This is a genomic window from Stutzerimonas azotifigens DSM 17556, assembly GCF_000425625.1.
Lineage (GTDB): Bacteria > Pseudomonadota > Gammaproteobacteria > Pseudomonadales > Pseudomonadaceae > Stutzerimonas > Stutzerimonas azotifigens.
In genome coordinates, this window is the sequence record NZ_AUDU01000045.1 from 57,942 (window position 1) to 84,523 (window position 26,582).

General features: G+C 67.5%; 25 protein-coding genes, 2 tRNA genes and 1 riboswitch. Of the genes, 24 read left to right on the forward strand and 3 right to left on the reverse strand.

What is annotated here, in order from left to right; all coding sequences use genetic code 11:
- Window positions 1-79 precede the first annotated feature (79 nt).
- The gene (locus H610_RS0105010) at window positions 80-562 is read left to right on the forward strand and encodes an acyl-CoA thioesterase (protein ID WP_028238663.1); all 483 of its coding nucleotides are present in this window, start codon (window positions 80-82) and stop codon (window positions 560-562) included.
- A gap of 107 nt (window positions 563-669) precedes the next feature.
- On the opposite strand, the gene H610_RS0105015 is transcribed toward H610_RS0105010, so the two are convergent.
- A complete protein-coding gene (locus H610_RS0105015; protein WP_028238664.1) occupies window positions 670-1,797 on the reverse strand; it encodes a methyltransferase in 1,128 nt (375 codons plus the stop codon).
- A gap of 74 nt (window positions 1,798-1,871) precedes the next feature.
- On the opposite strand from H610_RS0105015, the gene H610_RS0105020 reads away from it, so the two are divergent.
- The 15 genes from H610_RS0105020 to H610_RS0105090 all read left to right on the forward strand — a co-directional run bounded on the left by H610_RS0105020 (window position 1,872) and on the right by H610_RS0105090 (window position 16,077).
- A complete protein-coding gene (locus H610_RS0105020; protein ID WP_028238665.1) occupies window positions 1,872-2,648 on the forward strand; it encodes a ferredoxin--NADP reductase in 777 nt (258 codons plus the stop codon).
- A 41-nt stretch (window positions 2,649-2,689) separates the two neighbouring features.
- A riboswitch (FMN riboswitch) is annotated at window positions 2,690-2,833 on the forward strand.
- A 118-nt stretch (window positions 2,834-2,951) separates the two neighbouring features.
- Window positions 2,952-3,617, forward strand: coding sequence for a riboflavin synthase (locus H610_RS0105025; protein WP_028238666.1), 666 nt, complete (start codon window positions 2,952-2,954; stop codon window positions 3,615-3,617).
- Window positions 3,618-3,628: 11 nt separating this feature from the next.
- A complete protein-coding gene (gene ribBA, locus H610_RS0105030; RefSeq protein ID WP_028238667.1) occupies window positions 3,629-4,720 on the forward strand; it encodes a bifunctional 3,4-dihydroxy-2-butanone-4-phosphate synthase/GTP cyclohydrolase II in 1,092 nt (363 codons plus the stop codon).
- A gap of 446 nt (window positions 4,721-5,166) precedes the next feature.
- Window positions 5,167-5,643, forward strand: a complete 477-nt coding sequence (ribH, locus tag H610_RS0105035) for a 6,7-dimethyl-8-ribityllumazine synthase (RefSeq protein WP_028238668.1) — start codon at window positions 5,167-5,169, stop codon at window positions 5,641-5,643.
- Window positions 5,640-6,125, forward strand: a complete 486-nt coding sequence (nusB, locus tag H610_RS0105040; protein WP_028238669.1) for a transcription antitermination factor NusB — start codon at window positions 5,640-5,642, stop codon at window positions 6,123-6,125. Before ribH ends, nusB begins: the two co-directional genes overlap by 4 nt.
- Before the next feature lie 13 nt (window positions 6,126-6,138).
- Window positions 6,139-7,092 carry a thiamine-phosphate kinase gene (thiL, locus tag H610_RS0105045; protein ID WP_028238670.1) on the forward strand — a complete coding sequence of 318 codons (954 nt, stop codon included), beginning with the start codon at window positions 6,139-6,141 and terminating at the stop codon, window positions 7,090-7,092.
- A 56-nt stretch (window positions 7,093-7,148) separates the two neighbouring features.
- On the forward strand, window positions 7,149-7,649 hold the full coding sequence (locus H610_RS0105050; protein ID WP_028238671.1) for a phosphatidylglycerophosphatase A family protein: 501 nt from the start codon (window positions 7,149-7,151) through the stop codon (window positions 7,647-7,649).
- 78 nt (window positions 7,650-7,727) lie between these two features.
- Window positions 7,728-8,369, forward strand: coding sequence for a retropepsin-like aspartic protease family protein (locus H610_RS0105055; RefSeq protein ID WP_028238672.1), 642 nt, complete (start codon window positions 7,728-7,730; stop codon window positions 8,367-8,369).
- A 72-nt stretch (window positions 8,370-8,441) separates the two neighbouring features.
- The gene (gene miaA, locus H610_RS0105060) at window positions 8,442-9,413 is read left to right on the forward strand and encodes a tRNA (adenosine(37)-N6)-dimethylallyltransferase MiaA (protein WP_028238673.1); all 972 of its coding nucleotides are present in this window, start codon (window positions 8,442-8,444) and stop codon (window positions 9,411-9,413) included.
- Between the two features lie 92 nt (window positions 9,414-9,505).
- On the forward strand, window positions 9,506-9,760 hold the full coding sequence (gene hfq / locus H610_RS0105065; protein WP_028238674.1) for an RNA chaperone Hfq: 255 nt from the start codon (window positions 9,506-9,508) through the stop codon (window positions 9,758-9,760).
- Between the two features lie 10 nt (window positions 9,761-9,770).
- Window positions 9,771-11,072, forward strand: coding sequence for a ribosome rescue GTPase HflX (gene hflX / locus H610_RS0105070; protein ID WP_028238675.1), 1,302 nt, complete (start codon window positions 9,771-9,773; stop codon window positions 11,070-11,072).
- Between the two features lie 96 nt (window positions 11,073-11,168).
- Window positions 11,169-12,353 carry an FtsH protease activity modulator HflK gene (hflK, locus tag H610_RS0105075; RefSeq protein WP_028238676.1) on the forward strand — a complete coding sequence of 395 codons (1,185 nt, stop codon included), beginning with the start codon at window positions 11,169-11,171 and terminating at the stop codon, window positions 12,351-12,353.
- Complete coding sequence (hflC, locus tag H610_RS0105080; RefSeq protein ID WP_028238677.1) at window positions 12,353-13,219, forward strand: protease modulator HflC; 867 nt, start codon at window positions 12,353-12,355, stop codon at window positions 13,217-13,219. The genes hflK and hflC overlap by 1 nt, the downstream gene beginning before the upstream one ends.
- A gap of 288 nt (window positions 13,220-13,507) precedes the next feature.
- Complete coding sequence (locus H610_RS0105085; protein ID WP_028238678.1) at window positions 13,508-14,692, forward strand: ATP phosphoribosyltransferase regulatory subunit; 1,185 nt, start codon at window positions 13,508-13,510, stop codon at window positions 14,690-14,692.
- Window positions 14,693-14,784: 92 nt separating this feature from the next.
- The gene (locus H610_RS0105090) at window positions 14,785-16,077 is read left to right on the forward strand and encodes an adenylosuccinate synthase (RefSeq protein WP_028238679.1); all 1,293 of its coding nucleotides are present in this window, start codon (window positions 14,785-14,787) and stop codon (window positions 16,075-16,077) included.
- 416 nt (window positions 16,078-16,493) lie between these two features.
- Here H610_RS0105090 and H610_RS0105095 read toward each other — a convergent pair.
- Window positions 16,494-16,580, reverse strand: a tRNA-Leu gene (locus tag H610_RS0105095).
- A 115-nt stretch (window positions 16,581-16,695) separates the two neighbouring features.
- Window positions 16,696-16,782: transfer RNA gene (locus H610_RS0105100), tRNA-Leu, on the reverse strand.
- Between the two features lie 197 nt (window positions 16,783-16,979).
- Here H610_RS0105100 and rnr point away from each other — a divergent pair.
- From rnr to dnaB, 8 genes are all read left to right on the forward strand, one after another.
- Window positions 16,980-19,499, forward strand: coding sequence for a ribonuclease R (rnr, locus tag H610_RS0105105; RefSeq protein ID WP_028238680.1), 2,520 nt, complete (start codon window positions 16,980-16,982; stop codon window positions 19,497-19,499).
- Entirely contained in the window at window positions 19,496-20,248 is a 753-nt protein-coding gene (rlmB, locus tag H610_RS0105110) for a 23S rRNA (guanosine(2251)-2'-O)-methyltransferase RlmB (protein ID WP_028238681.1), read from the forward strand. Before rnr ends, rlmB begins: the two co-directional genes overlap by 4 nt.
- A 241-nt stretch (window positions 20,249-20,489) precedes the next feature.
- On the forward strand, window positions 20,490-22,643 hold the full coding sequence (locus H610_RS0105115; RefSeq protein ID WP_028238682.1) for a PAS domain-containing protein: 2,154 nt from the start codon (window positions 20,490-20,492) through the stop codon (window positions 22,641-22,643).
- 182 nt (window positions 22,644-22,825) lie between these two features.
- Complete coding sequence (gene rpsF / locus H610_RS0105120) at window positions 22,826-23,248, forward strand: 30S ribosomal protein S6 (RefSeq protein WP_028238683.1); 423 nt, start codon at window positions 22,826-22,828, stop codon at window positions 23,246-23,248.
- A gap of 28 nt (window positions 23,249-23,276) precedes the next feature.
- Window positions 23,277-23,507 carry a 30S ribosomal protein S18 gene (gene rpsR / locus H610_RS0105125; protein ID WP_012699436.1) on the forward strand — a complete coding sequence of 77 codons (231 nt, stop codon included), beginning with the start codon at window positions 23,277-23,279 and terminating at the stop codon, window positions 23,505-23,507.
- Window positions 23,508-23,545: 38 nt separating this feature from the next.
- Window positions 23,546-24,436 carry a hypothetical protein gene (locus tag H610_RS0105130; protein ID WP_028238684.1) on the forward strand — a complete coding sequence of 297 codons (891 nt, stop codon included), beginning with the start codon at window positions 23,546-23,548 and terminating at the stop codon, window positions 24,434-24,436.
- A gap of 21 nt (window positions 24,437-24,457) precedes the next feature.
- Window positions 24,458-24,904 (forward strand): 50S ribosomal protein L9, encoded by a 447-nt coding sequence (gene rplI / locus H610_RS0105135; RefSeq protein WP_028238685.1) that lies wholly within the window; start codon window positions 24,458-24,460, stop codon window positions 24,902-24,904.
- Window positions 24,905-25,042: 138 nt separating this feature from the next.
- Window positions 25,043-26,440 carry a replicative DNA helicase gene (gene dnaB / locus H610_RS0105140; RefSeq protein ID WP_028238686.1) on the forward strand — a complete coding sequence of 466 codons (1,398 nt, stop codon included), beginning with the start codon at window positions 25,043-25,045 and terminating at the stop codon, window positions 26,438-26,440.
- Window positions 26,441-26,582: the final 142 nt, after the last annotated feature.

The following is a 26,582-nucleotide window of genomic DNA, read 5'->3' on the forward strand; positions in this document are numbered from 1 at the left end:
TCTTCGCGGCAGCCTGGTATGCGGCAATCGACCGCGCGCTGGGCTACAGTTGAGCCAATCCCCGCGACGGAGCCGCAGCATGCTACCCGGCAGTACCGAATTGATCATGACCGTGCTGATGACGCCGGACATGGCGAACTTTTCCGGCAACGTGCATGGCGGCACGCTGCTCAAGTACATGGACGAGGTCGCCTACGCCTGTGCCAGCCGCTACGCCGGCCACTACGTGGTCACCCTCTCGGTGGACCAGGTCAACTTCCGCGAGCCGGTGCACGTCGGCGAGCTGGTGACCTTCCTCGCCTCGGTCAACTACACCGGCAACACCTCCATGGAAGTGGGCATCAAGGTGGTCACCGAGCACATCCGCGGCAAGACGGTGCGCCACACCAACAGCTGCTTCTTCACCATGGTGGCGATGGGCGAGGACGGCAAGCCGACTCCGGTGCCGCCGCTGGAACCGCAGACGCCCGACCAGCGCCGGCGTTTCGTGCAGGCGCAGCAGCGTCGGCAGATCCGCCAGGAGCTGGAGGCGCGCTATCGGGAAATGAAGGACAGCTACTGATCCGGCATGGGCGCCGGGAGACGCGTGGATGAGGCTTCGCCGTCATCCACCCTACGCTGGACCGGACGTAGGGTGGAAAACCGCGCAGCGTTTTCCACCGTGCCCCTTCACCCCTTGGTCGCTCGCAATACGACGAACTTCGGCGTCGCACCCGCCTGCTCGACCCGGCCGAACAGCCGCTTGAGCTTGTGGTGATAGCCCAGGTGGCGATTGCCGACGATCCACAGTTCGCCGCCCTTGACCAGGGCCGCGCGCGCCTGCTGGAACATGCGCCAGGCGAGGAAGTCGCCGACCACCTGCTGCTGGTGGAATGGCGGGTTGCACAGCACCAGGTCGAGCGACTGTGGCGGCTGCTCGGCCAGGCCGTCGCCGGCGCGGATGTCCGCCACGCGCTCGCCGAGGATCGCCCGCCAGTTCTCGCGCGCCGACTGCACCGCCATGTAGCTCTCGTCCACCAGGGTCAGCTCGGCCTGCGGGTTGCCCAGCGCGTAGACGATGCCGAGCACGCCGTTGCCGCAGCCGAGATCGGCCACCCGCAGCGAACCGAGGGCGCGCGGCAGGTACGGCAGGAAGGCGCGGGTGCCGATGTCCAGCCCGTCGCGGCAGAACAGGTTGGCGTGGTTGAGCAGTTCGATCGGCGGCTGCTCGAGCCGGTAGCGGGTGGGGTAGGGCGAACGCGGCGCCGCCTTCGGCTCCGGAGTGGCGAACAGCAGCCGGGCCTTCTTCACCGCCAGCGAGGCCTGCACCGGGCCGACATGGCGCTCGAGCAGCTCGCCGGCGACGCGCGGCAGGTGCTTGACCATGCTCGCGGCGATCACCCGGGCGCCGGGGGCGAGCCGGCCGTGCAGGCGGATCAGCTGCTCCTCCAACAGCGCGAGCGTCTTCGGCACGCGGATCAGCACCCGGTCGAACGTGCCTTCGAAGGGTTCGCTGGCCGGCACGAAGGTCACCGTCTCCCCGGCGAGGCCGTTGCGCGCCAGGTTCTTCGCCAGCGCCAGGTGGCCGAGATGGGAGTCGCCGCTGCTGACCACCTGCGCCTGGCCCGCCAGCGAGCAGGCCAGCGCGCCGAAGCCGTCGTTGAGGATCAGCACCCGCGCGCCGGCGTCCAGCCCCTGCTCGTGCAGGTGCGCAAGCAGGTATTCGTCCGCCGCGTCGAACGCCTGCAGCGGCTCGTTGGCCTGCTCGGGCTGGCGGATCAGGTCGAGGCGGGCGAGGGGCGTTTCGAGAATAGGCATGGAAACTGGCGGTGTTTGTCGGCGTCGGAATGGAGTATCCCTGAACGGGCCCGATACTCCGAAGGGAGCGAAGTATGACCGCCAGCGAAGAGAAGTTCACCCGTCAGCACCTGCTCGAGGTCGAGACGCTGACGCCCAGCCTGTTCACCCTGCGCACCACCCGCGACCCGGGCTTCCGCTTCCGCGCCGGCCAGTTCGCGCGCCTCGGGGTGCGCAAGGCCAGCGGCAGCATCGTCTGGCGCGCCTACTCGATGGTGTCGGCGCCGCATGACGAGTTCCTCGACTTCTTCTCCATCGTGGTGCCCGGCGGCGAGTTCACCAGCGAGCTCAGCCGCCTGCGCCCGGGCGACGAGCTGCTGGTGGACAGGCAGGCGTTCGGCTACCTGACCCTCGACCGCTTCCCCGACGGCCGCGACCTCTGGCTGCTGGCCACCGGCACCGGGGTCGCGCCCTTCGTTTCGATCCTGCAGGACTTCGAGGCCTGGGAGCGTTTCGAGCGCATCGTGCTGGTCTACAGCGCCCGCGAGGCGCGCGAACTCGCCTACCAGACGCTCATCGGTACGCTGCCCGAGCGCGACTACCTGCAGGACCTGCGCGCCCGGCTGACTTACCTGCCGGTGGTCACCCGCGAGCAGGTGCCGGGCATGCTGTACGGCCGCATCACCACGCTGCTGCCCAGCGGCGAGCTGGAGCGCGCCGCCGATCTGAAGCTCACGCCCGAGCATTCGCGGGTGATGCTGTGCGGCAACCCGGCGATGATCGAGGAGACCCGGCACCTGCTCAAGGCGATGGACATGAACCTCAGCCTGACCCGCCGGCCCGGCCAGGTGGCGGTGGAGAACTACTGGTGAGGCTGAAACTGTGGTAAAAACGCCGCCGGGCCGCAAGGCCCATACGTTCTCAGGGCGGGGTGAAACTCCCCACCGGCGGTGATGACGCCATGCGTCCAGCCCGCGAGCGCTTGCCCCAGGCAAGGTCAGCAGATCCGGTGCGATTCCGGAGCCGACGGTCACAGTCCGGATGAGAGAGAGCGGGATATCCCGACCGACGCCGTTCGCGCGCCGGTCCGATCCCTTTTCGATCGCACGCCCTGTTTTTCACAAACAGGAGTTCGTCCATATGCAAGTTTCCATCTGCGCTGCCGGGGAGGCGTCATGTTCACCGGCATAATCGAATCCATCGGCACCATCCGCGCGCTCACGCCCAAGGGCGGCGACGTGCGCGTGCTGGTCGAGACCGGCAAACTCGACCTGTCCGACGTCAGGCTCGGCGACAGCATCGCAGTCAACGGCGTCTGCCTCACCGCGGTCGAGCTGCCGGGCGACGGCTTCTGGGCCGATGTCAGCCGCGAGACCCTGGCCCGCACGGCCTTTGTCGACTTCAAGCCCGGCAGCCGGGTCAACCTGGAGAAGGCCCTCACGCCCACCAGCCGCCTCGGCGGGCATCTGGTCAGCGGCCACGTCGACGGCGTCGGCGAGATCGTCGCCCGCGAGGAAAACGCTCGCGCCGTGCAGTTCCGGGTGCGTGCGCCGGCCGAGCTGGCCAGGTACATCGCCATGAAGGGCTCGATCACCGTCGACGGCACCAGCCTGACGGTCAATGCGGTGGACGGCGCCGAGTTCGAGCTGACCATCGTCCCGCACACGCTCGCCGAGACCATCATGGCCGACTACCGGCCGGGGCGGCAGGTGAACCTCGAGGTCGACCTGCTGGCGCGCTACCTCGAGCGCCTGCTGCTCGGCGACAAGGCGGCCGAATCCAGCGGCCGCACAGGCGGCATCACCGAAGGCTTCCTGGCCGAACACGGTTATCTGAAATAGGACCTGCCCTGATGGCACTGAACAACATCGAAGAACTCATCGAAGATATCCGCCAGGGCAAGATGGTCATCCTCATGGATGACGAGGACCGGGAGAACGAAGGCGATCTGATCATGGCTTCCGAGTGCGTGAAGCCCGAGCACATCAACTTCATGGCGCGCTTCGCCCGCGGCCTGATCTGCATGCCGATGACCCGCGAACGCTGCGAGACGCTCAAGCTGCCGCTGATGGCGCCGCGCAACGGTTCGGGCTTCGGCACCAAGTTCACCGTCTCCATCGAGGCCGCCGAGGGCGTGACCACCGGCATCTCGGCGGCCGACCGGGCGCGCACCGTGCAGGTGGCGGCGGCCAAGTTCGCCAAGGCCGAGGACATCGTCAGCCCCGGGCACATCTTCCCGCTGATGGCGCAGGCCGGCGGCGTGCTGGCGCGTGCCGGGCATACCGAGGCGGCCTGCGACCTGGCGCGCATGGCCGGTTTCGAGCCGACCGGGGTGATCTGCGAGATCATGAACGACGACGGCACCATGGCGCGGCGTCCGGAACTGGAGGTGTTCGCCCAGGAGCATGGCATCAAGATCGGCACCATCGCCGACCTGATCCACTACCGGCTGATCCACGAGCACACCATCGAGCGCATCGCCGAGCAGCCGCTGGACACCGAGCTGGGGCAGTTCAGCCTGGTGACCTACCGCGACTCGGTCGAGGGCGACGTGCACATGGCGCTGGTGCTCGGCGAAATCTGCAAGGAAGAGCCGACGCTGGTGCGGGTGCACAACATGGACCCGCTGCGCGACCTGCTGATGGTGCGCCAGCCCGGCCGCTGGAGCCTGCGCGCGGCCATGGCCAAGGTGGCCGAGGCCGGCAGCGGCGTGGTGCTGCTGCTCGGCCACCCGCTGGACAGCGAGGACCTGCTGGCCCACGTGCGCGAAGGCACCGCCGGTCGGCCGGCCAAGACGCCGGGCACCTACAGCACGGTCGGCGCCGGCTCGCAGATCCTGCGGGACCTGGGCGTGCGACGGATGCGCCTGATGAGCTCGCCGGTGAAGTTCAACGCGATATCCGGCTTCGACCTCGAGGTTGTAGAATACCTGCCCGCTGAATAAAAGCGGCTGCAAGCCGCAACTGATCCCCCTCTCCCTCCGGGAGAGGGTGCCCGAAGGGCGGGTGAGGGATACTGGCCGCCATGCGGTGCCAAGTCCCTCACCCCTGGCCTCTCTCCCGGGGGAGAGGGGAAGAAGTCCGGGAGAGGGTGCCCGAAGGGCGGGTGAGGGATACTGGCCGCCATGCGGTGCCAAGTCCCTCACCCCTGGCCCCTCTCCCAGGGGAGAGGGTAAGAAGTCCGGGAGAGGGTGCCCGAAGGGCGGGTAAGGGATACTGGCCGCCATGCGGTGCCAAGTCCCTCACCCCTGGCCCCTCTCCCGGGGGAGAGGGTAAGAAGCCCCGGAGAGGGGAAGCAGCAACGATTACCGCCCACTTCCCGGAGTGGGCACGAACAACGCTTATTTTCAGGGCCCGCGCCCTGGCTCTTTAACGCATACGAGACCTGCTCATGTCCCTGAAGACCATTGAAGGTACCTTCATCGCCCCCAAAGGAAAGTTCGCCCTGGTCGTAGGCCGCTTCAACGCCTTCGTGGTCGAAAGCCTGGTCAGCGGCGCGGTCGACGCGCTGGTACGCCACGGCGTCAGTGAAGACGACATCACCATCATCCGCGCGCCGGGTGCCTTCGAAATTCCGCTGGTGTCGCAGAAGGTCGCCCAGCGCGGCGAATTCGACGCCATCATCGCCCTCGGTGCGGTCATTCGCGGTGGCACCCCGCACTTCGAATACGTTGCCGGCGAATGCACCAAGGGCCTGGCCCAGGTGTCCATGGAATTCGGCGTGCCGGTCGCCTTCGGCGTGCTGACCGTCGACTCCATCGAGCAGGCCATCGAGCGCTCCGGCACCAAGGCCGGCAACAAGGGCGCCGAAGCCGCACTGTCCGCCCTGGAAATGGTAAGCCTGCTGGCGCAGCTGGAGGCCAAGTGAGCCTGAATCGCGACGACAGTCCCGATGCCCAGCCGGCCAAGCCGGCCAAGGGCAAGATCGCCACGCGCCGGGTCGCCCGCGGGCTGGCCATGCAGGCGCTGTATCAGTGGCACATGGCCGGCCAGTCGCTGAACGAGATCGAAGCGCAGTTCCGCGTGGACAACGATTTCAGCGGCGTCGACGGCCCGTACTTCCATGAGCTGCTGACCGGCGTGGCGCACAACAAGGGCGACATCGACGAGGCGATCACGCCTCTTCTGGATCGCCCGCTGGCGGAACTCGATCCGGTGGAACTGGCCATCCTGCGGCTGTCGACCTACGAACTGATGCACCGCATCGACGTGCCCTACCGCGTGGTGATCAACGAGGGCATCGAGCTGGCCAAGGTCTACGGCGCCACCGACGGGCACAAGTTCGTCAACGGCGTGCTCGACAAGCTGGCGCCCAGGCTGCGCAGCGCCGAAGCGCGCGAGCGACGCTGAAGCGCCGGCCGGCATGGGTGAGTTCGAACTGATCCGCCGCTACTTCGCCACCGTGTCCTGTGCAGGGACCGGTGGCGAAGTCGCATTGGGCATCGGCGACGACTGCGCGCTGCTGGCCGTGCCGCCCGGCGAACAGCTCGCCGTCTCCACCGACACGCTGGTTGCCGGCGTGCACTTTCCCGATCCCTGCGACCCCATGCTGCTCGGCCAGCGTGCGCTGGCGGTTTCGGCCAGTGACCTGGCGGCCATGGGCGCGACGCCTATCGGTTTCACCCTGGCGTTGACCTTGCCGCGTGCCGAGCCCGACTGGATCGAGGCGCTGGCCCGTGGGCTGGATGCCATGGCGGGCCGCTGCGGCATGCGCCTGATCGGCGGCGACACCACCCGTGGCCCGCTGACCCTGACGCTCACCGTGTTCGGCCGGGTGCCGGCGGGCCAGGCGCTGACCCGCCGCGGCGCGCGTCCCGGCGACCTGCTCTGCGTCGGTGGTGGTTCCCTGGGTGATGCGGCCGGCGCGCTGCCGCTGGTGCTCGGCGAGCGCGAGGCGCCGGCGGAGCTGGCCGAGCCGCTGCTGGCACAGTACTGGCGGCCTTGCCCGCAACTGGCACTCGGCCAGGCGCTGCGCGGGCGGGCCAGCGCGGCGCTGGACATCTCCGACGGTCTGCTGGCCGACTGCGGGCATCTCGCCGCCGCGTCCGGCGTGGCCCTGCGCATCGAGCAGGCGCGCGTGCCATGCTCGCCGGCGCTGCGTGCCTTCGCTGGCGAGGCCGGCGCGCTCGTCTGTGCGCTGTCCGGCGGCGACGACTATCGCCTGGCCTTCACCCTGCCGCCGGCGGAGCTGGAGGCCTTGCAGGCGCGCTGGCCGATCGCGGTGATCGGCCAGGTCGAGCCGGGCGCGGGCGTGTATCTGGTCGACGCCGCGGGCGTGCGGGTCGAGATGCCCGAGCGGGGCTTCACCCACTTCTGACAACAACGATGTGCGGGCCGCCCGGACGGCGACCGCGAGTGCACGAGGACAGTGCCTTGAACGATCCGCTACAGGCGCCGGCCACGCCGGTGCCGCCCTCCATCTGGAGCGACCCCTGGCATAACCTGGCGTTCGGCTTCGGCACCGGCGGGTTGCCGCGCGCGCCCGGTACCTGGGGGTCGCTGGTGGCCCTGCCGTTCCTGTTCCTCTGGGCGCTGCTGCCGGCCTGGGGCTATCCGGCCATGCTGGCGGCCACCGCGCTGTTCGGCGTCTGGCTGTGCGGCCGGGTCGCCCGCGAACTCGGGGTACACGACCACGAGGGCATCGTCTGGGACGAGATGGTCGGCATCTGGATCACCTTCTGGCTGGTGCCGCTCGAGCCGCTGTGGCTGCTGCTGGGCTTCGTCGTCTTCCGGGTGATGGACATCGCCAAGCCCTGGCCGATCAGCTGGGTCGACCGGCGCGTGCACGGTGGCTTCGGCATCATGCTCGACGACCTTCTGGCCGGGGTCGCGGCCTGGGGTGTGATGCAGGTCTTCGTCTGGGCCTGGACCTGAGCCGGCAGGTCCCCTTTGCCAGTGCGCTCTGCTAGGCTCCGCGCATCTTCACTGCCCGGGATGGCCCTGCCGATGCGCATGCTTCGCACCCTGTCACTGCTCTGTGGCCTGGCCTGCGCCGCCGTCGCGCAGGCGCAGCCGACGGTCCAGGTGGTGGGGCTGTTTCCCAACGCCGCGGTGCTCAACGTCGATGGACAGCGCAAGCTGGTGCGCGTCGGCGAGCGCGGGCCGGGCGGCGTCGAGGTGGTGAGCGTGGCCCGCGACGGCGCGGTGCTGCGCGTCGACGGCCATGAGCGGGCCTACCCGCTCGGTCGCGAATACAGCGGCGGTTTCGCCGCGCCGGTGCGCCAGCAGTTCAGCGTGGCCCGCGGCGCGGGCGGTCACTACTGGGTGGCCGGCTCCATCGACGGGCACTCCACCCAGTTCCTCGTCGACACCGGTGCGACCTCGGTGGCGATGAACGAGGGGCATGCTCGTCGCCTCGGCATCGATTTCCGGGTGGAGGGCGCGCCGCTGATGGTGAGCACCGCCGGCGGCACGGCCAAGGCCTGGCGGGTCAAGCTCGACAGCGTCAAGGTCGGCGGGCTGGAGGTGCTCGGCGTCGAAGCCGTGGTGCTGGAGGGCGGGGCTCCCACCGAGACGCTGCTGGGCATGAGCTTTCTCAACCGGATCAGCTGGCGCGAGGAGCAGGGCATGCTCCGGCTCGAGTCGAAGTACTGACTGCATCGCCCGCCGGGCTTGCGGTGGCCGGCGCGTCTGCGGAAACTAGCCGGTTTTCCGGTCGAGGCGACCATGTCCTCCCTGCCACCTGCGATCTTTCTCATGGGCCCTACCGCGTCCGGCAAGACGGACCTGGCGATGGCGCTCGCCGATGCGCTGCCCTGCGAGCTGATCAGCGTCGACTCGGCCCTGGTCTACCGCGGCATGGACATCGGTACCGCCAAGCCCTCGCGGGAGCTGCTGGCGCGCTACCCGCACCGATTGGTCGACATCCTCGATCCGCTGCAGGCCTATTCGGCGGCGCAGTTCCGCGACGATGCTCTGGCGGCGATGGCCGAGATCAGCGCTGCCGGCCGCATTCCGCTGCTTGTCGGCGGCACCATGCTGTACTTCAAGGCGCTGCTCGATGGCCTCGCCGACATGCCCGCGGCCGATCCGCAGGTGCGCGCGCGGCTGGAAGCGCAGGCGCGCGAGGAGGGCTGGGCGGCCCTGCACCGCAGGCTCGCCGAGGTCGATCCGCCGTCGGCGGCGCGCATCCACCCCAACGATCCGCAGCGCCTGGTGCGGGCCCTGGAAGTCTTTGAAGTCAGCGGCCTGAGCATGACCGCCCACCGCGACCGACAAAGGTCGCAAATGCGCGATTCCGAAGGCGCCGTGAAAGGGAACTTGCCTTATACTGTCGCGCATCTGGCCATCGCCCCTGCCGAGCGCGCCGTGCTTCACCGGCGGATCGAGCATCGTTTCCACACCATGGTTGAACAGGGCTTCGTCGAAGAGGTCGAAACCCTGCGTGACCGTGGCAATCTGCATCTCGGGCTGCCATCCATGCGTGCGGTGGGCTATCGACAGGTCTGGGAATACCTCGATGGCGCCTTTTCGCGAGACGAGATGCTGCAGCGGGGCGTCGTCGCCACGCGGCAGCTTGCCAAGCGCCAGTTCACCTGGTTGCGCGGATGGGAGGGGCTTCGCTGGCTGGACAGTCTGGCCTGTGACAATCTGCCACACGCATTGAAATACCTGAGGTCGCTCTCCATATTGAGCTGACACTGCATTATGGCCGGCCATTGTTTGGCGGCCGATTCGGTCGAATTCGACCCCACAATCAAACGAGAAAAATCCTCTAAGGAGTGCGGCACATGTCAAAAGGGCATTCGCTACAAGACCCTTACCTCAACACCCTGCGTAAGGAACGCGTCCCGGTTTCCATCTATCTGGTCAATGGCATCAAGCTGCAGGGCCAGATCGAGTCCTTCGACCAGTTCGTCATCCTGCTGAAAAACACGGTCAGCCAGATGGTCTACAAGCACGCCATTTCCACTGTCGTGCCGAGCCGTCCGGTACGCCTGCCCACTTCCGGCGACAGCGAGCAGGCCGAAGCAGGCAACGCCTGAGGGGGCGGGCTTGTTCTTCGATCGTCCCGGCGGAGGGGAGCGGGCCATCCTGGTGCATCTGGAGGGCCAGGACCCCGCAGCGCGTGAAGATCCCGAAGAGTTCCAGGAGTTGGCCAGGTCGGCGGGTGCCGACGTGGTCGACTTCGTCCGGGTGCCGCGCCACCAGCCCACGGCCAAGTACCTCATCGGCAGCGGCAAGGTCGAGGAATTACACGACCTCGTGCGTCAGTGCGAGGTCGAACTCGTCATCTTCAATCACACCCTGACGCCCAGTCAGGAGCGCAACCTCGAGCGGGTGCTGGAGTGCCGTGTGCTCGACCGCACGGGGTTGATTCTCGACATCTTCGCCCAGCGCGCACGTACCCATGAAGGCAAGCTGCAGGTCGAACTCGCCCAGCTCGAGCACATGAGTACCCGGCTGGTGCGGGGCTGGACGCACCTGGAGCGGCAGAAGGGCGGTATCGGCCTGCGCGGTCCGGGTGAAACCCAGCTGGAAACCGACCGCCGCCTGCTGCGCGTGCGCATCCGGCAGATCAAGCAGCGCCTGGAGAAGGTGCGTGGCCAGCGCGAGCAGGCTCGCCGCGGGCGCCGTCGCGCCGATATCCCGTCGGTGTCGCTGGTCGGCTACACCAACGCTGGCAAGTCGACCCTGTTCAACGCGCTCACCGAAGCCGACGTGTATGCCGCCAATCAGCTGTTCGCCACGCTCGATCCGACCCTGCGCCGTCTCGAGCTGGAGGACATCGGTCCGGTGGTGCTCGCCGACACGGTGGGATTCATCCGCCACCTGCCGCACAAGCTGGTCGAATCGTTCCGCGCGACGCTCGAAGAATCCAGCAACGCCGACCTGCTGCTGCACGTCATCGATGCGCACGAGCCGGAGCGCGACCAGCAGATCGAGCAGGTGCTCGCGGTTCTCGGGGAGATAGGCGCGAACGAATTGCCGATGCTCGAGGTGTACAACAAGGTCGATCTGCTCGAAGGTATCGAGCCGCAATTGCAGCGCGATGCGGAAGGACGGCCGCAGCGGGTATGGGTTTCGGCGCGTGAGGGGCTCGGGCTCGATCTGCTGCGCCAGGCGATCGCCGAGCTGCTCGGCGACGACCTCTTCGTCGGCACCCTGCGGTTGCCGCAACGTCTGGCGCGGCTGAGGGCGCGCTTCTTTGAGCTAGGGGCGGTGCAGGGCGAGCGGCATGACGAAGAGGGGGGCAGCCTGCTCGACATCCGCCTGGCGCGGGTGGACCTGCACAAGGCGATCAGTCGCGAGGGTGTCGAGCCGGCCGAGTTTCTCGACCAACATACTTTGCAATAAAGCCCGAGCGGCTTAGATGCCGCTGGCTGAAGGCTTTCGGTAGCATTGGCGGCGCGCCGCGGCGCGTCTTTTGCTTTATACAGAATGGAGAGCGCTATGGCTTGGAACGAGCCGGGTGGCAACTCGAATAACCAGGACCCCTGGGGTAGCGGGGGTGGTGGCGGTCGCCGTGGTGGCGACAACCAGGGGCCACCGGACCTGGATGAGGCCTTCCGCAAGCTGCAGGACAGCCTCAATGGCATGTTCGGCGGCAAGAAGCGCGGCGGCATGGGCCGCGGTACCGGTGATGGCGGTCGTCGTGGCGGCCTGGCCGTCGTCTGGGTGGCACTCGTGGTGCTGGTCGGCGTCTGGCTCTGGAACGCCATCTACGTGGTGGACGAGCAGGAGCAGGCGGTCGTGCTGCGCTTCGGCAAGTACCACGAAACCGTGGGTCCGGGCCTGAACATCTATTTCCCGCCGATCGATCGCAAGTTCCAGGAAAACGTCACCCGCGAGCGCTCCTACAGCAAGCAGGGGCAGATGCTGACCGAGGATGAGAACATCATCGAAGTGCCGCTGACCGTGCAATACCGCGTCAGCGACCTCGAGGCCTTCGTGCTGCGCGTCGATCAGCCCGAGGTGAGCCTGCAGCACGCCACTGACAGCGCCGTGCGCCATGTGGTGGGGTCCACCTCGATGGACCAGGTGCTGACCGAGGGGCGCGAGGCCATGGCCGCCGAGGTCAAGGAGCGCCTGCAGCGTTTCCTCGACACCTACGGCACCGGCATCACCGTGACCCAGGTGAACCTGCAGAGCGCGGCGGCGCCGCGTGAAGTGCAGGAAGCCTTCGACGACGTCATCCGTGCGCGCGAGGACGAGCAGCGGGCGAAGAACCAGGCCGAGTCCTACGCCAACGCGGTGATCCCGGAAGCGCGCGGCCAGGCCCAGCGCATGCTGGAGGAGGCGGCCGGTTACCGTGACGCGGTGATCTCGCGCGCCCAGGGTGAGGCCGATCGCTTCAGCAAGCTGGTGGCCGAGTACCGCAAGGCGCCGGAAGTCACCCGCGAACGTCTGTATCTGGAAACCATGCAGGAACTGATGAGCAACACCAGCAAGGTCCTCGTCACCGGCGAGAGCGGGCAGAACAACCTGCTCTATCTGCCGCTGGACAAGATGATCAATGGCCGGTCCGGCAGCCAGCCCTCCGAGCGTTCGGGAGCATCGTCCGGCCCGGCGACGCAGAGCACGCCGATCACCATACCGGACGAGCTGCGTGATCCGCGTTCGAGGGAGATCCGCTGATGAGCAACAAATCCCTGACCGCGTTGATCGTCGGCGTCGTGCTGGCGCTGGTGTTGTGGAACAGCTTCTACATCGTGTCGCAGACCGAGCGTGCCGTGCTGCTGCGCTTCGGTCGCATCGTCGAGCCCGACGTCAAGCCGGGCCTGCACATGAAGATTCCGTACGTCAACAGCGTGCGCAAGTTCGATGCCCGCCTGCTGACGCTGGATTCCTCCACCTCGCGTTTCCTGACTCTGGAGAAGAAGGCGCTGATGGTCGATGCCTACGCCAAGTGGCGGGTCAACGACGCCGAGCGCTTCTACACCGCGACCTCGGGCATGAAGCAGATCGCCGACGAGCGCCTGTCCCGGCGTCTGGAGGCGGCGCTGCGCGATCAGTTCGGCAAGCGCACGCTGCACGAGTCGGTGTCCGGTCAGCGCGACGAGCTGATGGGGCAGGTCACCCAGGGGCTCAACCGTGCCGCCCAGCAGGAGCTCGGCATCGAGGTGGTCGACGTGCGGGTGAAGGCCATTGACCTGCCGCGCGAGGTCAACCGCAGCGTGTTCGAGCGGATGAGTTCGGAGCGTGAGCGCGAGGCACGCGAACACCGCGCCAAGGGTCAGGAGCTGGCCGAGGGCATCCGCGCCGACGCCGACCGTCAGCGTCGCGTGCTGCTCGCCGAGGCGTTCCGCGAGGCCGAGGAGTTGCGCGGTGACGGTGACGCCCGCGCAGCCTCGATCTATGCCGGTGCCTACGGCCAGGATCCGGAGTTCTACGGGTTCTACCGGAGTCTGCAGGCCTACCGCGGGAGCTTCAACAGCAAGGAAGACGTGCTGGTGCTCGACCCGAAGAGCGACTTCTTCCGCTATCTCGAGAAGTCCCAGTAACGCCGTCTCCGATCGCCCGCCCGCTCTGTCGACAGAGGGGCGGGTGACCGGTTCGGAAAAGGTTGCTATCATCCGCCGGCCGGGAAAATCCCGGCTTTTTTGCGTCTGAGCCATCGATGGCGGCAGACGACTCCGACGACGCGGCTCGCCGTGTCGCTCGCGCGAGGGTTGCCGGCCGCACCGCTGCGGGCCGCGCCCCGAATCGAATTTGCACAGGACCGTCCGGCAACCAGGCTGTCGGTGCGGTCCGTCCGCTGAACGCGTGCCGGATCGAGAGGTGATGGCGAAATGGCAACGGTAGACCGCTGGCTGCTTCCCGACGGTATCGAAGAAGTTCTGCCGCCGGAAGCGGCGCGTATCGAGACGGCGCGTCGTCGCGTGCTGGACCTGTTCCAGCGCTGGGGCTACGAGCTGGTCATCACCCCGCATGTGGAATTCCTCGAGTCGCTGCTCACCGGCGCCGGGCAGGAGCTCGATCTGAAGACCTTCAAGGTCATCGACCCGCTGTCCGGCCGCCAGATGGGCATGCGTGCCGACATCACCCCGCAGGTCGCCCGCATCGATGCGCACACGCTGCGGCGCAACGAGCCCAGCCGGCTGTGCTACGCCGGCAGCGTGCTGCACGCCAAGCCGCGTGCGCTCTCCACCTCGCGCAGCCCGATCCAGCTGGGCGCCGAGCTGTATGGCGACGGCAGCCCGGCGAGCGACATCGAGGTCATCAGCCTGATGCTGGAGATGCTCGCGCTGGTCGAGGTGCCGGAACTGCACATGGATCTCGGGCACGTCGGCATCTATCGCAGCCTGGCGCGTGCCGCCGGGCTTTCCGGCGAGGTCGAGCAGCAGCTGTTCGACGCGCTGCAGCGCAAGGCGATGGGCGAGATCGCCGAGCTCGCCATGGGGCTCGAGCCGGCGCTGGCCGGGATGCTGCAGGCGCTCGCCCGGCTTTGCGGCGGCCGCGAGGTGCTCGACGAGGCGCGCCGGGTGCTGGCCGGGGCGCCGCAGGAGGTGCATCTGGCGCTCGACGGCCTGGTGCGCATCGCCGACACGCTGGCCGCGCGCTACCCGCAGCTGCCGCTGTATTTCGACCTCGGCGAGTTGCGCGGCTATCACTATCACACCGGAGTGGTCTTTGCGGCCTTCGTGCCCGGTGTCGGTGGCTCCATCGCCCAGGGCGGGCGCTACGATGATATTGGTGCCGATTTCGGCCGGGCGCGCCCGGCGACCGGTTTTTCCGCCGATCTCAAATCGCTGGTCGAGCTCGGCGACGCCGATCTTTCGCCTTCGGCGGGAGGCATCTGGGCGCCGGCGGACGACCGGGATGGGCTCTGGCAGACCGTCGTCGCCTTGCGCCAGTCCGGCGAGCGGGTGGTCCAGGCGCTCGATGGACAGGGCCGCGATGGCGCCCGGGCGGCTGGTTGCGACCGGCAGCTGATCCGCGGCGAGGGTGGCTGGACGGTAGCCCCGCTGAGCTGACTTTTCTTGCGGCGCGACGCCCCCAGGCCGGTCGCCGCGGCATTCGCATTCATTGCCGGATCGCCGGCACGCTTCGCAGAGGACAAAGGGTTATGGGTAAGAACGTCGTGGTCCTGGGCACCCAGTGGGGTGATGAGGGCAAGGGCAAGATCGTCGATCTGCTGACCGACCAGGCGGCCGCGGTGGTGCGCTACCAAGGCGGTCACAACGCCGGCCACACGCTGGTGATCGACGGGGAAAAGACGGTTCTGCATCTGATTCCGTCCGGCATCCTGCGCCAGAACGTACAGTGCCTGATCGGCAATGGCGTGGTGGTGGCGCCCGATGCCTTGATGCGCGAGATCACCAAGCTGGAAGAGAAGGGCGTTCCGGTCCGCGAGCGGCTGCGCATCAGCCCGGCCTGTACCCTGATCCTGCCGTATCACGTGGCGCTGGATCAGGCGCGCGAGGCCTCGCGCTCGGAAGGCAAGATCGGCACCACCGGCCGCGGCATCGGCCCGGCCTACGAAGACAAGGTCGCGCGTCGCGGCCTGCGCATCGGCGACCTGTTCAATCCCGAGCGTTTCGCCAGCAAGCTGCGCGAATTGCTCGAGTACCACAATTTCGTGCTGCAGCAGTTCTACAAGGTCGAGCCGGTCGACTATCAGAAGACTCTCGACGAGGCGCTCGGCTATGCCGAGGTGCTGCGCCCGATGGTCACCGACGTGGCCGCCCGCCTGCACGAGCTGCGCCGGCAGGGCGCCTACATCATGTTCGAGGGCGCGCAGGGCTCGCTGCTCGACATCGACCACGGCACCTACCCCTACGTCACCAGCTCCAGCACCACCGCCGGCGGCACCGCCACCGGCTCGGGCTTCGGTCCGCTGTATCTGGACTACGTGCTCGGCATCACCAAGGCCTACACCACCCGAGTCGGCTCCGGGCCGTTCCCCACCGAGCTGTTCGACGACATCGGCTCGCATCTGGCCCAGCGCGGCCACGAGTTCGGCTCCACCACCGGGCGCGCGCGTCGCTGCGGCTGGTTCGATGCGGTGATCCTGCGCCGCGCCATCGAGATCAACAGCATCTCCGGCCTGTGCCTGACCAAGCTGGACGTGCTCGACGGCCTGGAAACCGTGCGTCTGTGCGTGGGCTACCGCAACGCCGACGGCGCCGTGATCGAGGCGCCGACCGACGCCGACAGCTATGTCGGCCTGGAGCCGGTGTACGAAGAAATGCCGGGCTGGAGCGAGTCCACCGTCGGCGCCAAGAGCCTGGACGAGCTGCCGGCCGCCGCCCGTGCCTACATCAAGCGGATCGAGGAGCTGGTCGGCGCGCCGATCGACATCATCTCCACCGGCCCGGATCGCAACGAGACCATCGTGCTGCGCCATCCGTACGCCTGAGGTTCGCTGCTGCAAAAAAGGCCACCTTCGGGTGTGATGTCATTCACATAGGCAAGCTCGCCCCGAGGTCGGGCCTCCCACAAAAGCGGAGTTGCCCGCCGAGCCCTGTGGGAGGCCGCGCCCGTTCCCGACGGGCTTGCGGCATCCACCACATCCCTGTGGGAGGCGCGCCCTCGCGGCGATGCAGGCCGTAGGCCTGCCCGAGGCCAAGGGTCCATCACTTAAGGGAGTGGCATTGACTTGCGGGTGGCTTTTTCGTGGGCGCGGGAAAGTGTCGGCGGTTGGCCTGTGGCGCATGATGTGGATGGCGCTGGCGTGCCGTACGCCTCCGTCATCGGGGACGGCGCCGAGGAACGTGAGTGGAACTGATCCGGAAACGAAAAAACCGAGCCATTGGCTCGGTTTTTTCTGAAGAGTGGTGCCCAGGAGAAGACTCGAACTTCCACGGTGTTGCCACCGCTAGGACCTGAACCTAGTGCGTCTACCAATTCCGCCACCTGGGCACATGCGACGATCGCTCGCCGGCTTTTCTGTCGTATCTGCCGCCAGGCGGCCGGAGCCGACATGCTCCGTCTTGCCATGAGACTCCGGCTGCGAGGCCGGGGTTTCATCGAATAGTGGTGCCCAGGAGAAGACTCGAACTTCCACGGTGTTGCCACCGCTAGGACCTGAACCTAGTGCGTCTACCAATTCCGCCACCTGGGCACGGGAAGCGTCGTTACTGCTACGCTACCGTGTACAACGTCCCATGGGACATTGTGGGCGCGAACTATACGGCCGGGTTTGGGGGTTGTAAACCCCTGAGCGAGAAAAATAATTTGCCATGAGGCTGCCCCCGCCGGGCGTTTCGCGTTTCAATAGAGGCAACCTGTTCCTACGTACTCAGAAGGTGACTCCTTTTAATGGCCGACTGGCAAACGCTCGATCCCGAGGCCGCTCGTGAAGCGGAAAAATACGAAAACCCGATCCCCAGCCGCGAGCTGATCCTCAAGCATCTGAGCGAGCGCGGGGCCCCTGCCAGCCGGGAACAACTGGTCGAGGAGTTCGGCCTCACGACCGAAGACGATATCGAAGCCCTGCGCCGGCGCCTGCGGGCCATGGAGCGCGACGGCCAGCTGATCTACACCCGGCGCGGCGCCTATGCCCCGGTGGACAAGCTGGATCTGGTGCGCGGACGCATCAGCGGCCACCGCGATGGCTTCGGTTTCCTCATTCCCGACGACGGCAGCGACGACCTCTTCCTCAGTCCGGCGCAGATGCGCCTGGTGTTCGACGGCGACCGCTGCCTGGCCCGCGTCTCCGGCGTCGACCGCCGCGGCCGGCGCGAGGGGGCGATCGTCGAGGTGCTCAGCCGCGCCCACGAGACGGTGGTCGGTCGCTACTATGAGGAGAGCGGCGTCGGCTTCGTGGTCGCCGACAACCCCAAGATGCAGCAGGAGGTGCTGGTCACTCCGGGGCGCGCGCTGGACGCCCGCCCGGGGCAGTTCGTCGAGATCCGCATCACCCACTGGCCGACGCCGCGCTTCCAGCCGCAGGGCGACATCGTCGAGGTGATCGGCAACTACATGGCGCCGGGCATGGAGATCGACGTGGCGCTGCGCAGCTTCGACATCCCGCACGTCTGGCCCGAGGCGGTGGTCGACGAAGCGGCGAAGCTCAAGCCCGAGGTGGACGAGAAGGACAAGGCGCGCCGGGTCGACCTGCGTCACCTGCCTTTCGTCACCATCGACGGCGAGGATGCCCGCGACTTCGACGACGCCGTGTATTGCGAGAAGCCTGGCGGCTGGCAGCGGCTGACCGGCGGGTTCCGCCTGTTCGTGGCGATCGCCGACGTGTCGCACTACGTCAAGGTCGGCTCGGCGCTCGACGAGGAGGCGCGCAACCGCGGCAATTCGGTGTACTTCCCGGAGCGGGTGGTGCCGATGCTGCCGGAGGTCCTGTCCAACGGACTGTGCTCGTTGAACCCGCAGGTCGACCGCCTGGCGATGGTCTGCGAGATGACGCTGTCCAAGTCCGGGAGCATGACCGACTACAAATTCTACGAGGCGGTCATCCATTCCCACGCGCGGCTGACCTACAACAAGGTCAGCTGCATCCTGGAGCAGCCCCGCTCGGCCGAGGGGCGCCGGCTGCGCGAGCAGTACGACGAAGTGATGCCCAACCTCAAGCAGTTGCACGCGCTGTTCAAGGTACTGCTCAAGGCGCGGCACGTCCGCGGCGCGATCGATTTCGAGACGCAGGAAACCCGCATCGTCTTCGGCGAAGGCCGCAAGATCGCCGAGATCCGCCCGACGCAGCGCAACGATGCGCACCGGCTGATCGAGGAGTGCATGCTCTGCGCCAACGTGGCGACCGCGAAGTTCCTCCAGCAACACGAGATTCCCGCGCTGTACCGCGTTCACGAAGGGCCGCCGGTCGAGCGCCTGGAGAAGCTGCGCGCCTTCCTCGCCGAGCTCGGGCTGTCGCTGCACCGCGGCAAGGACGGCCCGACGCCGAAGGACTACCTGGCCCTGCTGGAAAGCATCCGCGAGCGCCCGGACTTCCACCTGATCCAGACGGTGATGCTGCGCTCGCTGAGCCAGGCGGTGTACAGCACCGAGAACCAGGGGCACTTCGGCCTCAACTACGAGGCCTACACCCACTTCACCTCGCCCATCCGCCGCTATCCCGACCTGCTGGTGCATCGCGCCATCCGCAGCGTAATCCGCTCCAAGCGGGAGACGCCCCACGTGGTCCGCGCCGGCGCGGCGGCGATGCCCAAGGCGCGCATCTATCCCTACGACGAGGCGTCGCTCGAGCAGCTCGGCGAGCAGTGCTCGATGACCGAGCGGCGTGCCGACGAGGCCACGCGCGACGTGGTGAACTGGCTCAAGTGCGAGTTCATGAAGGACCGCGTCGGCGGGACCTTCCCCGGCGTGATCACCGCGGTGACCGGCTTCGGCCTGTTCGTCGAGCTGACCGACATCTATGTCGAGGGGCTGGTGCACGTCACCGCGCTGCCGGGCGATTACTACCACTTCGACCCGCTGCACCACCGCCTGAGCGGCGAGCGCAGCGGGCGCAGCTTCCGCCTCGGCGACACCGTCGAGGTGCGGGTGATGCGCGTCGACCTGGACGAACGGAAGATCGACTTCGAGCTGTTCGAGCGCGTCGTGCCCAAGGAAACGGGCGAGGCCCGCTCGCCGCGTCGCTCCGCCGATGGCAAGCGCCGGGGCAAGGCCGCGGACGATTCGGCCGCGCCGGCCGACGTGAGCAGGAGTCGCGAGCTCAAGCAGGCGCTGCTCGACGAGGCCAAGCGGGCCAAGCCCGCGGCCAAGGGCCGCGCGTCCTCGGGCAAGCGCGCCGATGGCAGTCGCCGCGACACCGGCGCCGAGCGGGACGCGGGCCCGGCCAAGCCGAGAAAGCGCAAGGCCAAATCATGAGCGCGCTGGAAAAGGTCTTCGGCGTGCATGCGGTCGAGGCGCTGCTGCACCATCACCCCAGGCGCGTGAAGCGCATCTGGCTGGCGGAAGGGCGGGCCGATCCACGGGCGCAGCGCCTGATCGAGCTGGCGTCCCACGCCCGCGTCGAGGTGCTGCAGGGCGACCGCCGGGAAATGGACACCTGGGTCGAGGGCGTGCATCAGGGCGTTGTCGCGGAGGTCAGCCCGAGCCAGGTGTGGGGCGAGCCGATGCTCGACGAGCTGCTCGACCGCAGCGAGGCGCCGCCCCTGCTGCTGGTGCTCGACGGGGTGACCGATCCGCACAACCTTGGTGCCTGCCTGCGCACCGCGGATGCCGCCGGCGTGCTCGCGGTGATCGTGCCGAAGGACAAGTCGGCTACGCTCAACGCCACGGTGCGCAAGGTCGCCTGCGGCGCCGCCGAGGTGGTGCCGCTGGTGGCGGTGACCAACCTCGCGCGTACGCTGGAGAAGCTGCAGCAGCGCGGCCTGTGGATCGTCGGTACCGCCGGCGAGGCCGAGCAGATGCTCTACGACCAGGACCTGAGCGGGCCGATCGCGCTGGTGATGGGCGCCGAGGGCAAGGGCATGCGCCGGCTGACCCGCGAACACTGCGATTTCCTGGTGCGGCTGCCGATGGCCGGTAGTGTCAGTAGCCTCAACGTCTCGGTCGCGACGGGTGTCTGCCTGTTCGAGGCGCTGCGCCAGCGGCGGGCGACGGCCGGCGTTTAGCCTAGGGTCTGCTGTTGCCATTTCGCGCGCGCGGCAACGCGGCTCGTGACGAAACGGCAACATACCCTAACCAGTTGCGCCGGCTCGGAAACCGAATCCGACGTCTGCTGTCAACCGGCGGCTGGTCGGCGTAGCCGGCCGCTACAACACGACAAGAAACGGCCGCGCAAGGCGCGTGGTCGGCACGGCGGCTGGTCACGCGCTCGCCCGCGGCGAGCCAGGCGCGCACCATGGAGGTTTCATGCAACGCCCTTCCTTCGAGAGCCTGTTCCGGCTTTCTCCGAACGCCTATGTGCTGCTCGATCGCGACCTGGTCATCCTCGATGCCAATCAGGCCTATCTGACGCTGCTCGGGCGGGCGCTCGACGAAATCCAGGGACGGCGTCTGCACGAGGCCTTCGCCGCCGACCCGATGCAGCCCGAATCCACCCGGGTGGGCGAGCTGCTGGCGTCCTTCGAGCGGGTGCTGACCCGCAAGGCGGTGGATACCCTGCCGGTGATCCGCTATTCCATCGCCCGCGAGACGCCGCAGGGCCCGGTGCGCGAGGACCGCTACTGGAGCGCGACGCACACGCCGCTGTTCGACGAGCGCGGCGAGGTGAGCGCGATCCTCCAGCACACCGTCGACATCACCGAGCTGCACACGCTCAGGCAGGCCGCGGAACGTCCCGGCGGGCAGCCGCGCCAGCAGCTCGAGGAGGGCGTGCTGTCCAGGGCCAGGCTCTGGCAGGACGAGGGCAACCAGTTGCGCCGCCTGTTCGCCCAGGCGCCCGGGTTCGTCTGCTTCCTGCGTGGCCCCGAGCATGTCTTCGAGCTGGTGAACGAGGCCTATCAGCAACTGGTCGGCGGCGCGCGTGCGCTGCTCGGCCGCCCGGTGCGCGAGGCGCTTCCCGAAACCGGCGGGCAGGGCTTCAACGAGCTGCTCGACCGGGTCTACCGGACCGGCCAGCCGTTCATCGGCCGCGGCATGCGGGTGATGCTGCAGCGCACGCCCGGTGCGCCGATGGAGGAGTCGTTCGTCGATTTCATCTACCAGCCGATCGTCGAGGACGACGGCCGGGTGTCCGGCATCTTCGTGCTGGGCAACGACGTGACCGAACAGCAGCGCGCGCAGCAGGAACTGGTGACCTACCGCGAGCACCTGGAGCAACTGGTGCAGGAGCGCACCGGCGAGCTGACCCGCAGCGAGGCCGAGCGGCGCATTGCCGAGCAGGCCCTGCTGCAGGCGCAGAAGCTCGAGGCGGTGGGCAAGCTCACCGGCGGCGTGGCGCACGATTTCAACAACATGCTGCAGATCATCGGCGGTAACCTGCAGCTGTTGCGGCGCAACCTGCGCGGCGACGAGGTGGCCGAGCGGCGCCTGGAGTCGGCGGTGAGCGCCGTCGAGAAGGGCGCGCGGATGGCGACCCAGCTGCTCGCCTTCGCCAGCCGTCAGCGGCTGCTGCCGCAGGCCGCGCGGCTCGACGAACTGCTCGGGCGCATGTCCGAACTGCTGGCCAGCTCGCTGGGGCAGCGCATCGAGGTGGAGCTGCGCGTGCAGCAGCAGCCGTGGCCGGTGTTCGTCGACGTTGGGCACCTGGAGAGCGCCATCCTCAACCTCGCGGTCAACGCTCGCGAGGCCATGGGCGGCGAAGGGCGGCTGACCATCAGCCTGTCGAACCAGACGCTGGACGAGCGTGCGGTGCTCGGCCAGCCGGGTGCCGAGCCGGGCGACTACGTGATGCTGGGCGTGCGCGACGAGGGCTGCGGCATGACGTCCGAGGTGCAGGCGCGCGCCTTCGAGCCGTTCTTCACCACCCGGCGCGGGGCCGGCACTTCCGGGCTGGGGTTGAGCATGGTGTACGGCTTCGTCAAGCAGAGCGGCGGCTTCATCGTGCTCGAGAGCGAGGCGGGCCAGGGCACCCAGGTACGCATCTGCCTGCCGCGCTACCACGGCGAGGAAGGTGCGGCGCCGAGCGATGCGCCGACCGACCGCGAGCCGGCGAGCCAGGCGCCGGTGCCGGCGAACGAGCCGTCGGCGGAGGAAGAAGGAGGGCTGCGCATCCTGTTCGTCGAGGACGACCCGACGCTGCGCATGCTGACCGGCGAGGTGATGACCGAACTCGGACACGAGGTGAGCCTCAGCGAGTCGGCCGAGGAGGCGCTCGCCGCCCTGGCGCAGGAGCCCTTCGACGTGCTCTTCACCGACGTCGGCCTGTCGGGCATGAGCGGCATCGACCTGGTGCGCGAGGCCAAGGCGCGTCACCCGTCGCTCGACGTGGTGATCGCCTCGGGCTACATCGTCGATGCGGCCGAGGTCGGCGTGCAGCCGCTGCACACCATGCTCAAGCCCTACGACATCCACCGGGTGCGCGACGTGTTGGCCGGCATCCAGGCGCGCCGCGAGGGGCGCTGAGCGCGTCGCGACGCTCCGTCGGATTGCCCCGGCCCGGCTTGCGCCGCCGGGGTGCCTTCTCTAGAATTGCGCCCCTTGCCTGAAGGGCAGGCCGCGATGTGCTCGGCCCGCGGCAAGATAACGAAAAATTCACTCCTTGCCTGACCGCATCGTCGGCAGGCTGCAACCCGTAAGGAGCATCTATGCGTCATTACGAAATCATCTTCCTGGTTCACCCGGACCAGAGCGAGCAGGTCGGCGGCATGGTGGAGCGCTACACCAAGCTGATCGAAGAAGACGGTGGCAAGATCCATCGTCTGGAAGACTGGGGCCGTCGTCAGCTGGCTTACGCCATCAACAACGTGCACAAGGCGCACTACGTCATGCTGAACGTCGAGTGCACCGGCAAGGCCCTGGCCGAACTGGAAGACAACTTCCGCTACAACGACGCCGTCATCCGCAACCTGGTCATCCGTCGCGACGAGGCCATCACCGGCCAGTCCGAAATGCTCAAGGCTGAGGAAAACCGCAGCGAGCGCCGTGAGCGCCGTGATCGCCCCGACAGCGCCGACAATGCCTCTGGCAATGACGGCGAAGGCGGCGACAAGAACAGCGCTGACGAGTAATCCACGGTTTTATTGAGGAGCCTGATCCATGGCACGTTTTTTCCGTCGTCGTAAGTTTTGCCGCTTCACCGCCGAAGGCGTGAAGGAAATCGACTTCAAGGACCTGAACACCCTGAAGGCCTACATCTCCGAGACCGGCAAGATCGTTCCGAGCCGTATCACCGGGACCAAGGCCCGTTATCAGCGCCAGCTGGCAACCGCCATCAAGCGCGCTCGTTACCTGGCCCTGCTGCCGTACACCGACAGCCACGGTCGTTGATCGGGTCGGTCGATCGAAGTAAGGGATAGATAGATCGCATGCGCGTCCTCGCCGAGTTCATCATGCGCGGCCGCATGCAGGCCACCCTGGTGGTGGCGGGTTGCGCGGCGGTGCCGTTGCTGTTGTGGCTGAGTGCCGCTGCCGGCAGCCTGGTGTTGCTGCGGCGGGGCATGAACGATGCCTTCGGCGTGCTGGTCTGGGCGCTGTTGCCGGCGTTGGCCTGGTGGTTCATGGGCGATCCGCGGGTGGCCCTGGTGCTGGCCGGTTCACTGGGGCTGGCGGCGCTGCTGCGCAGCCGCGCCTCCTGGCGTCTGGTGATGCTGGGCAGCGTGGTCCTCGGGCTGGTGTATGGCTGGGTGCTCGGTGCCACTTTCGGCGAGCCGATCGCGGCCTTGGCCGAAGAGCTGAAGAAGGTGCTGCCGGACGTGCTGTCCAGCGCCTACCAGCAGTTCTCGGTCGAGGAGCGCCAGCGGCTCGAGGCATTGCTCGAGCCGGTGCTGACCGGGCTGCTGGCGGCGCTGCTGCAGATCGTGACGCTGCTCAGCCTGATGCTCGGACGCTACTGGCAGGGGCTGCTGTACAACCCGGGCGGGTTCGGCAAGGAGTTTCGCGAACTGCGATTCACCCCGCTGCAGGCCACCGGCTTGTTGCTCGGCATGCTGCTGGGGCCGAATTTCGGGCCCGAGCTGGCGGTGCTGACACCCCTGTGCAGCGTGCCGCTGGTGTTCGCCGGGCTGGCGCTGATGCACGGCCTGGTCGGGCAGGGGCGCATGGCGCGCTTCTGGCTGGTGGGCCTGTATGTCGGACTGTTGTTGACGCAGCTGATCTATCCGTTACTGGCCGTGTTGGCCCTGATCGATAGCCTGTTTGATTTCCGCGGGCGCGCCTCTCGCAATCGAGATGCCGGCCCTGCGGACGGTGAAGGTTAAAAGTTAAGAGGTAAGACTCAAATGGAAGTCATCCTGCTGGAAAAGATCGCCAACCTGGGCAACCTGGGCGACAAGGTAAACGTCAAGGCCGGTTACGGCCGTAACTACCTGCTGCCGCAAGGCAAGGCCACTGCTGCGACCCCGGCCAACATCGCCGAGTTCGAAGCCCGCCGCGCCGAGCTGGAGAAGGCCGCCGCCGAGAAGCGCGCTTCCGCCGAAGCCCGCGCCGCTCAGCTGGCCGAACTGGAAGTCACCATCACCGCGACCGCCGGTGACGAGGGCAAGCTGTTCGGTTCCATCGGTACTGGCGACATCGCCGACGCCCTGACCGCCTCCGGCGTCGAAGTGGCCAAGAGCGAAGTCCGCCTGCCGAACGGCACCATCCGCCAGACCGGCGAGTACGACGTCGCCGTGCACCTGCACACCGACGTCGAGGCGACCGTCAAGCTGATCGTCATCGCGGCCTGAGGCCGTTCGGTCGCCTGCTTCGGCAGGTGACCACCGCCGCCTGGCAGCACCCTCGCCAGGCGGTTAACATCGGGCACGTTTCCGCCTCCGCGGACGTGCCCGTTGTCTTTGTGCAGCCGTGAATTTGCAGAACCCGCCATGAACGATATCAGCCTGCCCCAGCAATACGACCTCGAGACCGCCGCGCTGAAGGTGCCGCCGCACTCGATCGAAGCCGAGCAAGCCGTTCTCGGCGGCCTGATGCTCGACAACAACGCCTGGGAGCGGGTCTCCGACGGCGTTTCCGACGGCGATTTCTACCGCCACGACCACCGCCTGATCTTCCGCGCCATCTTCAAGCTGGCCGAGCGCAACCAGCCGTTCGACGTGGTGACGCTGTCCGAGCAGCTCGACAAGGAGGGGCACCTGGCGCAGGTCGGCGGCCTGGCGTACCTCGGCGAGCTGGCGAAGAACACGCCCTCGGTCGCCAACATCAAGGCCTACGCGCAGATCGTCCGCGAGCGCGCCACGTTGAGGCAACTGATCGGCATCAGCAACGAGATCGCCGACATGGCCTATGCCCCGGAAGGCAAGAACGCCGAGGAAGTGCTCGACGAGGCCGAGCGGCAGATCTTCCAGATCGCCGAGGCGCGGCCGAAGGTCGGCGGCCCGGTGGGGATCAACGACATCCTGGTCAAGACCATCGATCGCATCGACACGCTGTTCAACACCAACGAGGGACTGACCGGCATCTCCACCGGCTTCACCGACCTGGACGGCATGACCAGTGGCCTGCAGCCGGCGGACCTGGTGATCGTCGCCGGGCGTCCGTCGATGGGCAAGACCACCTTCGCCATGAACCTGGTGGAGAACGCCGTGCTGCGCACCGACAAGGTGGTGCTGGTGTTCTCCCTGGAGATGCCGTCGGACTCGATCGTCATGCGTATGCTCTCGTCGCTCGGGCGCATCGACCAGACCAAGGTCCGTTCGGGCAAGCTCGACGACGACGACTGGCCGCGCCTGACCTCGGCGGTCAACCTGCTCAACGAGCGCAAGCTGTTCATCGACGACACCGCCGGCATCAGCCCCACCGAGATGCGCGCCCGCGCCCGGCGTCTGGCCCGCGAACACGGTGACATCGCCCTGATCATGGTCGACTACCTGCAGCTGATGCGCATCCCGGGCTCATCCGGCGACAACCGGACCAACGAGATCTCCGAGATCTCGCGTTCGCTCAAGGCCCTGGCCAAGGAGTTCAACTGCCCGGTGGTGGCGCTCTCGCAGCTCAACCGCTCGCTGGAGCAGCGGCCCAACAAGCGCCCGGTCAACTCCGACCTGCGTGAATCCGGCGCAATCGAGCAGGACGCCGACATCATCATGTTCGTCTACCGGGACGAGGTGTACCACCCGGAGACCGAATACAAGGGCGTCGCCGAAATCATCATCGGCAAGCAGCGTAACGGCCCGATCGGCACCTGCCGGCTGGCCTTCCTCGGCAAGTTCACCCGCTTCGAGAACCTGGCGCCGGGCACCTACCAGTTCGATGATGACGAATAACGGAAGCTGAAGAGCCGATAAGGGCGCTGGAGGCTGGAAGGCTGGAAGGCGGGACGAGAGGAGCCGTGTCGGACGTCGAGCGGGTGCAAGCGCGCCATTTTCCGGCACAGCCACCGAAAAGGCTTGACAGGCGTGAGCGCCA

Excerpts from the sequence above, each read along its gene's own strand:
- H610_RS0105010 (WP_028238663.1), top strand. The coding sequence starts at position 80 with ATGCTACCCGGCAGTACCGAATTGATCATGACCGTGCTGATGACGCCG.
- H610_RS0105015 (WP_028238664.1), bottom strand. The coding sequence starts at position 1,797 with ATGCCTATTCTCGAAACGCCCCTCGCCCGCCTCGACCTGATCCGCCAG.
- H610_RS0105020 (WP_028238665.1), top strand. The coding sequence starts at position 1,872 with ATGACCGCCAGCGAAGAGAAGTTCACCCGTCAGCACCTGCTCGAGGTC.
- H610_RS0105025 (WP_028238666.1), top strand. The coding sequence starts at position 2,952 with ATGTTCACCGGCATAATCGAATCCATCGGCACCATCCGCGCGCTCACG.
- ribBA (WP_028238667.1), top strand. The coding sequence starts at position 3,629 with ATGGCACTGAACAACATCGAAGAACTCATCGAAGATATCCGCCAGGGC.
- ribH (WP_028238668.1), top strand. The coding sequence starts at position 5,167 with ATGTCCCTGAAGACCATTGAAGGTACCTTCATCGCCCCCAAAGGAAAG.
- thiL (WP_028238670.1), top strand. The coding sequence starts at position 6,139 with ATGGGTGAGTTCGAACTGATCCGCCGCTACTTCGCCACCGTGTCCTGT.
- H610_RS0105055 (WP_028238672.1), top strand. The coding sequence starts at position 7,728 with ATGCTTCGCACCCTGTCACTGCTCTGTGGCCTGGCCTGCGCCGCCGTC.
- miaA (WP_028238673.1), top strand. The coding sequence starts at position 8,442 with ATGTCCTCCCTGCCACCTGCGATCTTTCTCATGGGCCCTACCGCGTCC.
- hfq (WP_028238674.1), top strand. The coding sequence starts at position 9,506 with ATGTCAAAAGGGCATTCGCTACAAGACCCTTACCTCAACACCCTGCGT.
- hflK (WP_028238676.1), top strand. The coding sequence starts at position 11,169 with ATGGCTTGGAACGAGCCGGGTGGCAACTCGAATAACCAGGACCCCTGG.
- hflC (WP_028238677.1), top strand. The coding sequence starts at position 12,353 with ATGAGCAACAAATCCCTGACCGCGTTGATCGTCGGCGTCGTGCTGGCG.
- H610_RS0105085 (WP_028238678.1), top strand. The coding sequence starts at position 13,508 with ATGGCAACGGTAGACCGCTGGCTGCTTCCCGACGGTATCGAAGAAGTT.
- H610_RS0105090 (WP_028238679.1), top strand. The coding sequence starts at position 14,785 with ATGGGTAAGAACGTCGTGGTCCTGGGCACCCAGTGGGGTGATGAGGGC.
- rnr (WP_028238680.1), top strand. The coding sequence starts at position 16,980 with ATGGCCGACTGGCAAACGCTCGATCCCGAGGCCGCTCGTGAAGCGGAA.
- rlmB (WP_028238681.1), top strand. The coding sequence starts at position 19,496 with ATGAGCGCGCTGGAAAAGGTCTTCGGCGTGCATGCGGTCGAGGCGCTG.
- H610_RS0105115 (WP_028238682.1), top strand. The coding sequence starts at position 20,490 with ATGCAACGCCCTTCCTTCGAGAGCCTGTTCCGGCTTTCTCCGAACGCC.
- rpsF (WP_028238683.1), top strand. The coding sequence starts at position 22,826 with ATGCGTCATTACGAAATCATCTTCCTGGTTCACCCGGACCAGAGCGAG.
- rpsR (WP_012699436.1), top strand. The coding sequence starts at position 23,277 with ATGGCACGTTTTTTCCGTCGTCGTAAGTTTTGCCGCTTCACCGCCGAA.
- H610_RS0105130 (WP_028238684.1), top strand. The coding sequence starts at position 23,546 with ATGCGCGTCCTCGCCGAGTTCATCATGCGCGGCCGCATGCAGGCCACC.
- rplI (WP_028238685.1), top strand. The coding sequence starts at position 24,458 with ATGGAAGTCATCCTGCTGGAAAAGATCGCCAACCTGGGCAACCTGGGC.
- dnaB (WP_028238686.1), top strand. The coding sequence starts at position 25,043 with ATGAACGATATCAGCCTGCCCCAGCAATACGACCTCGAGACCGCCGCG.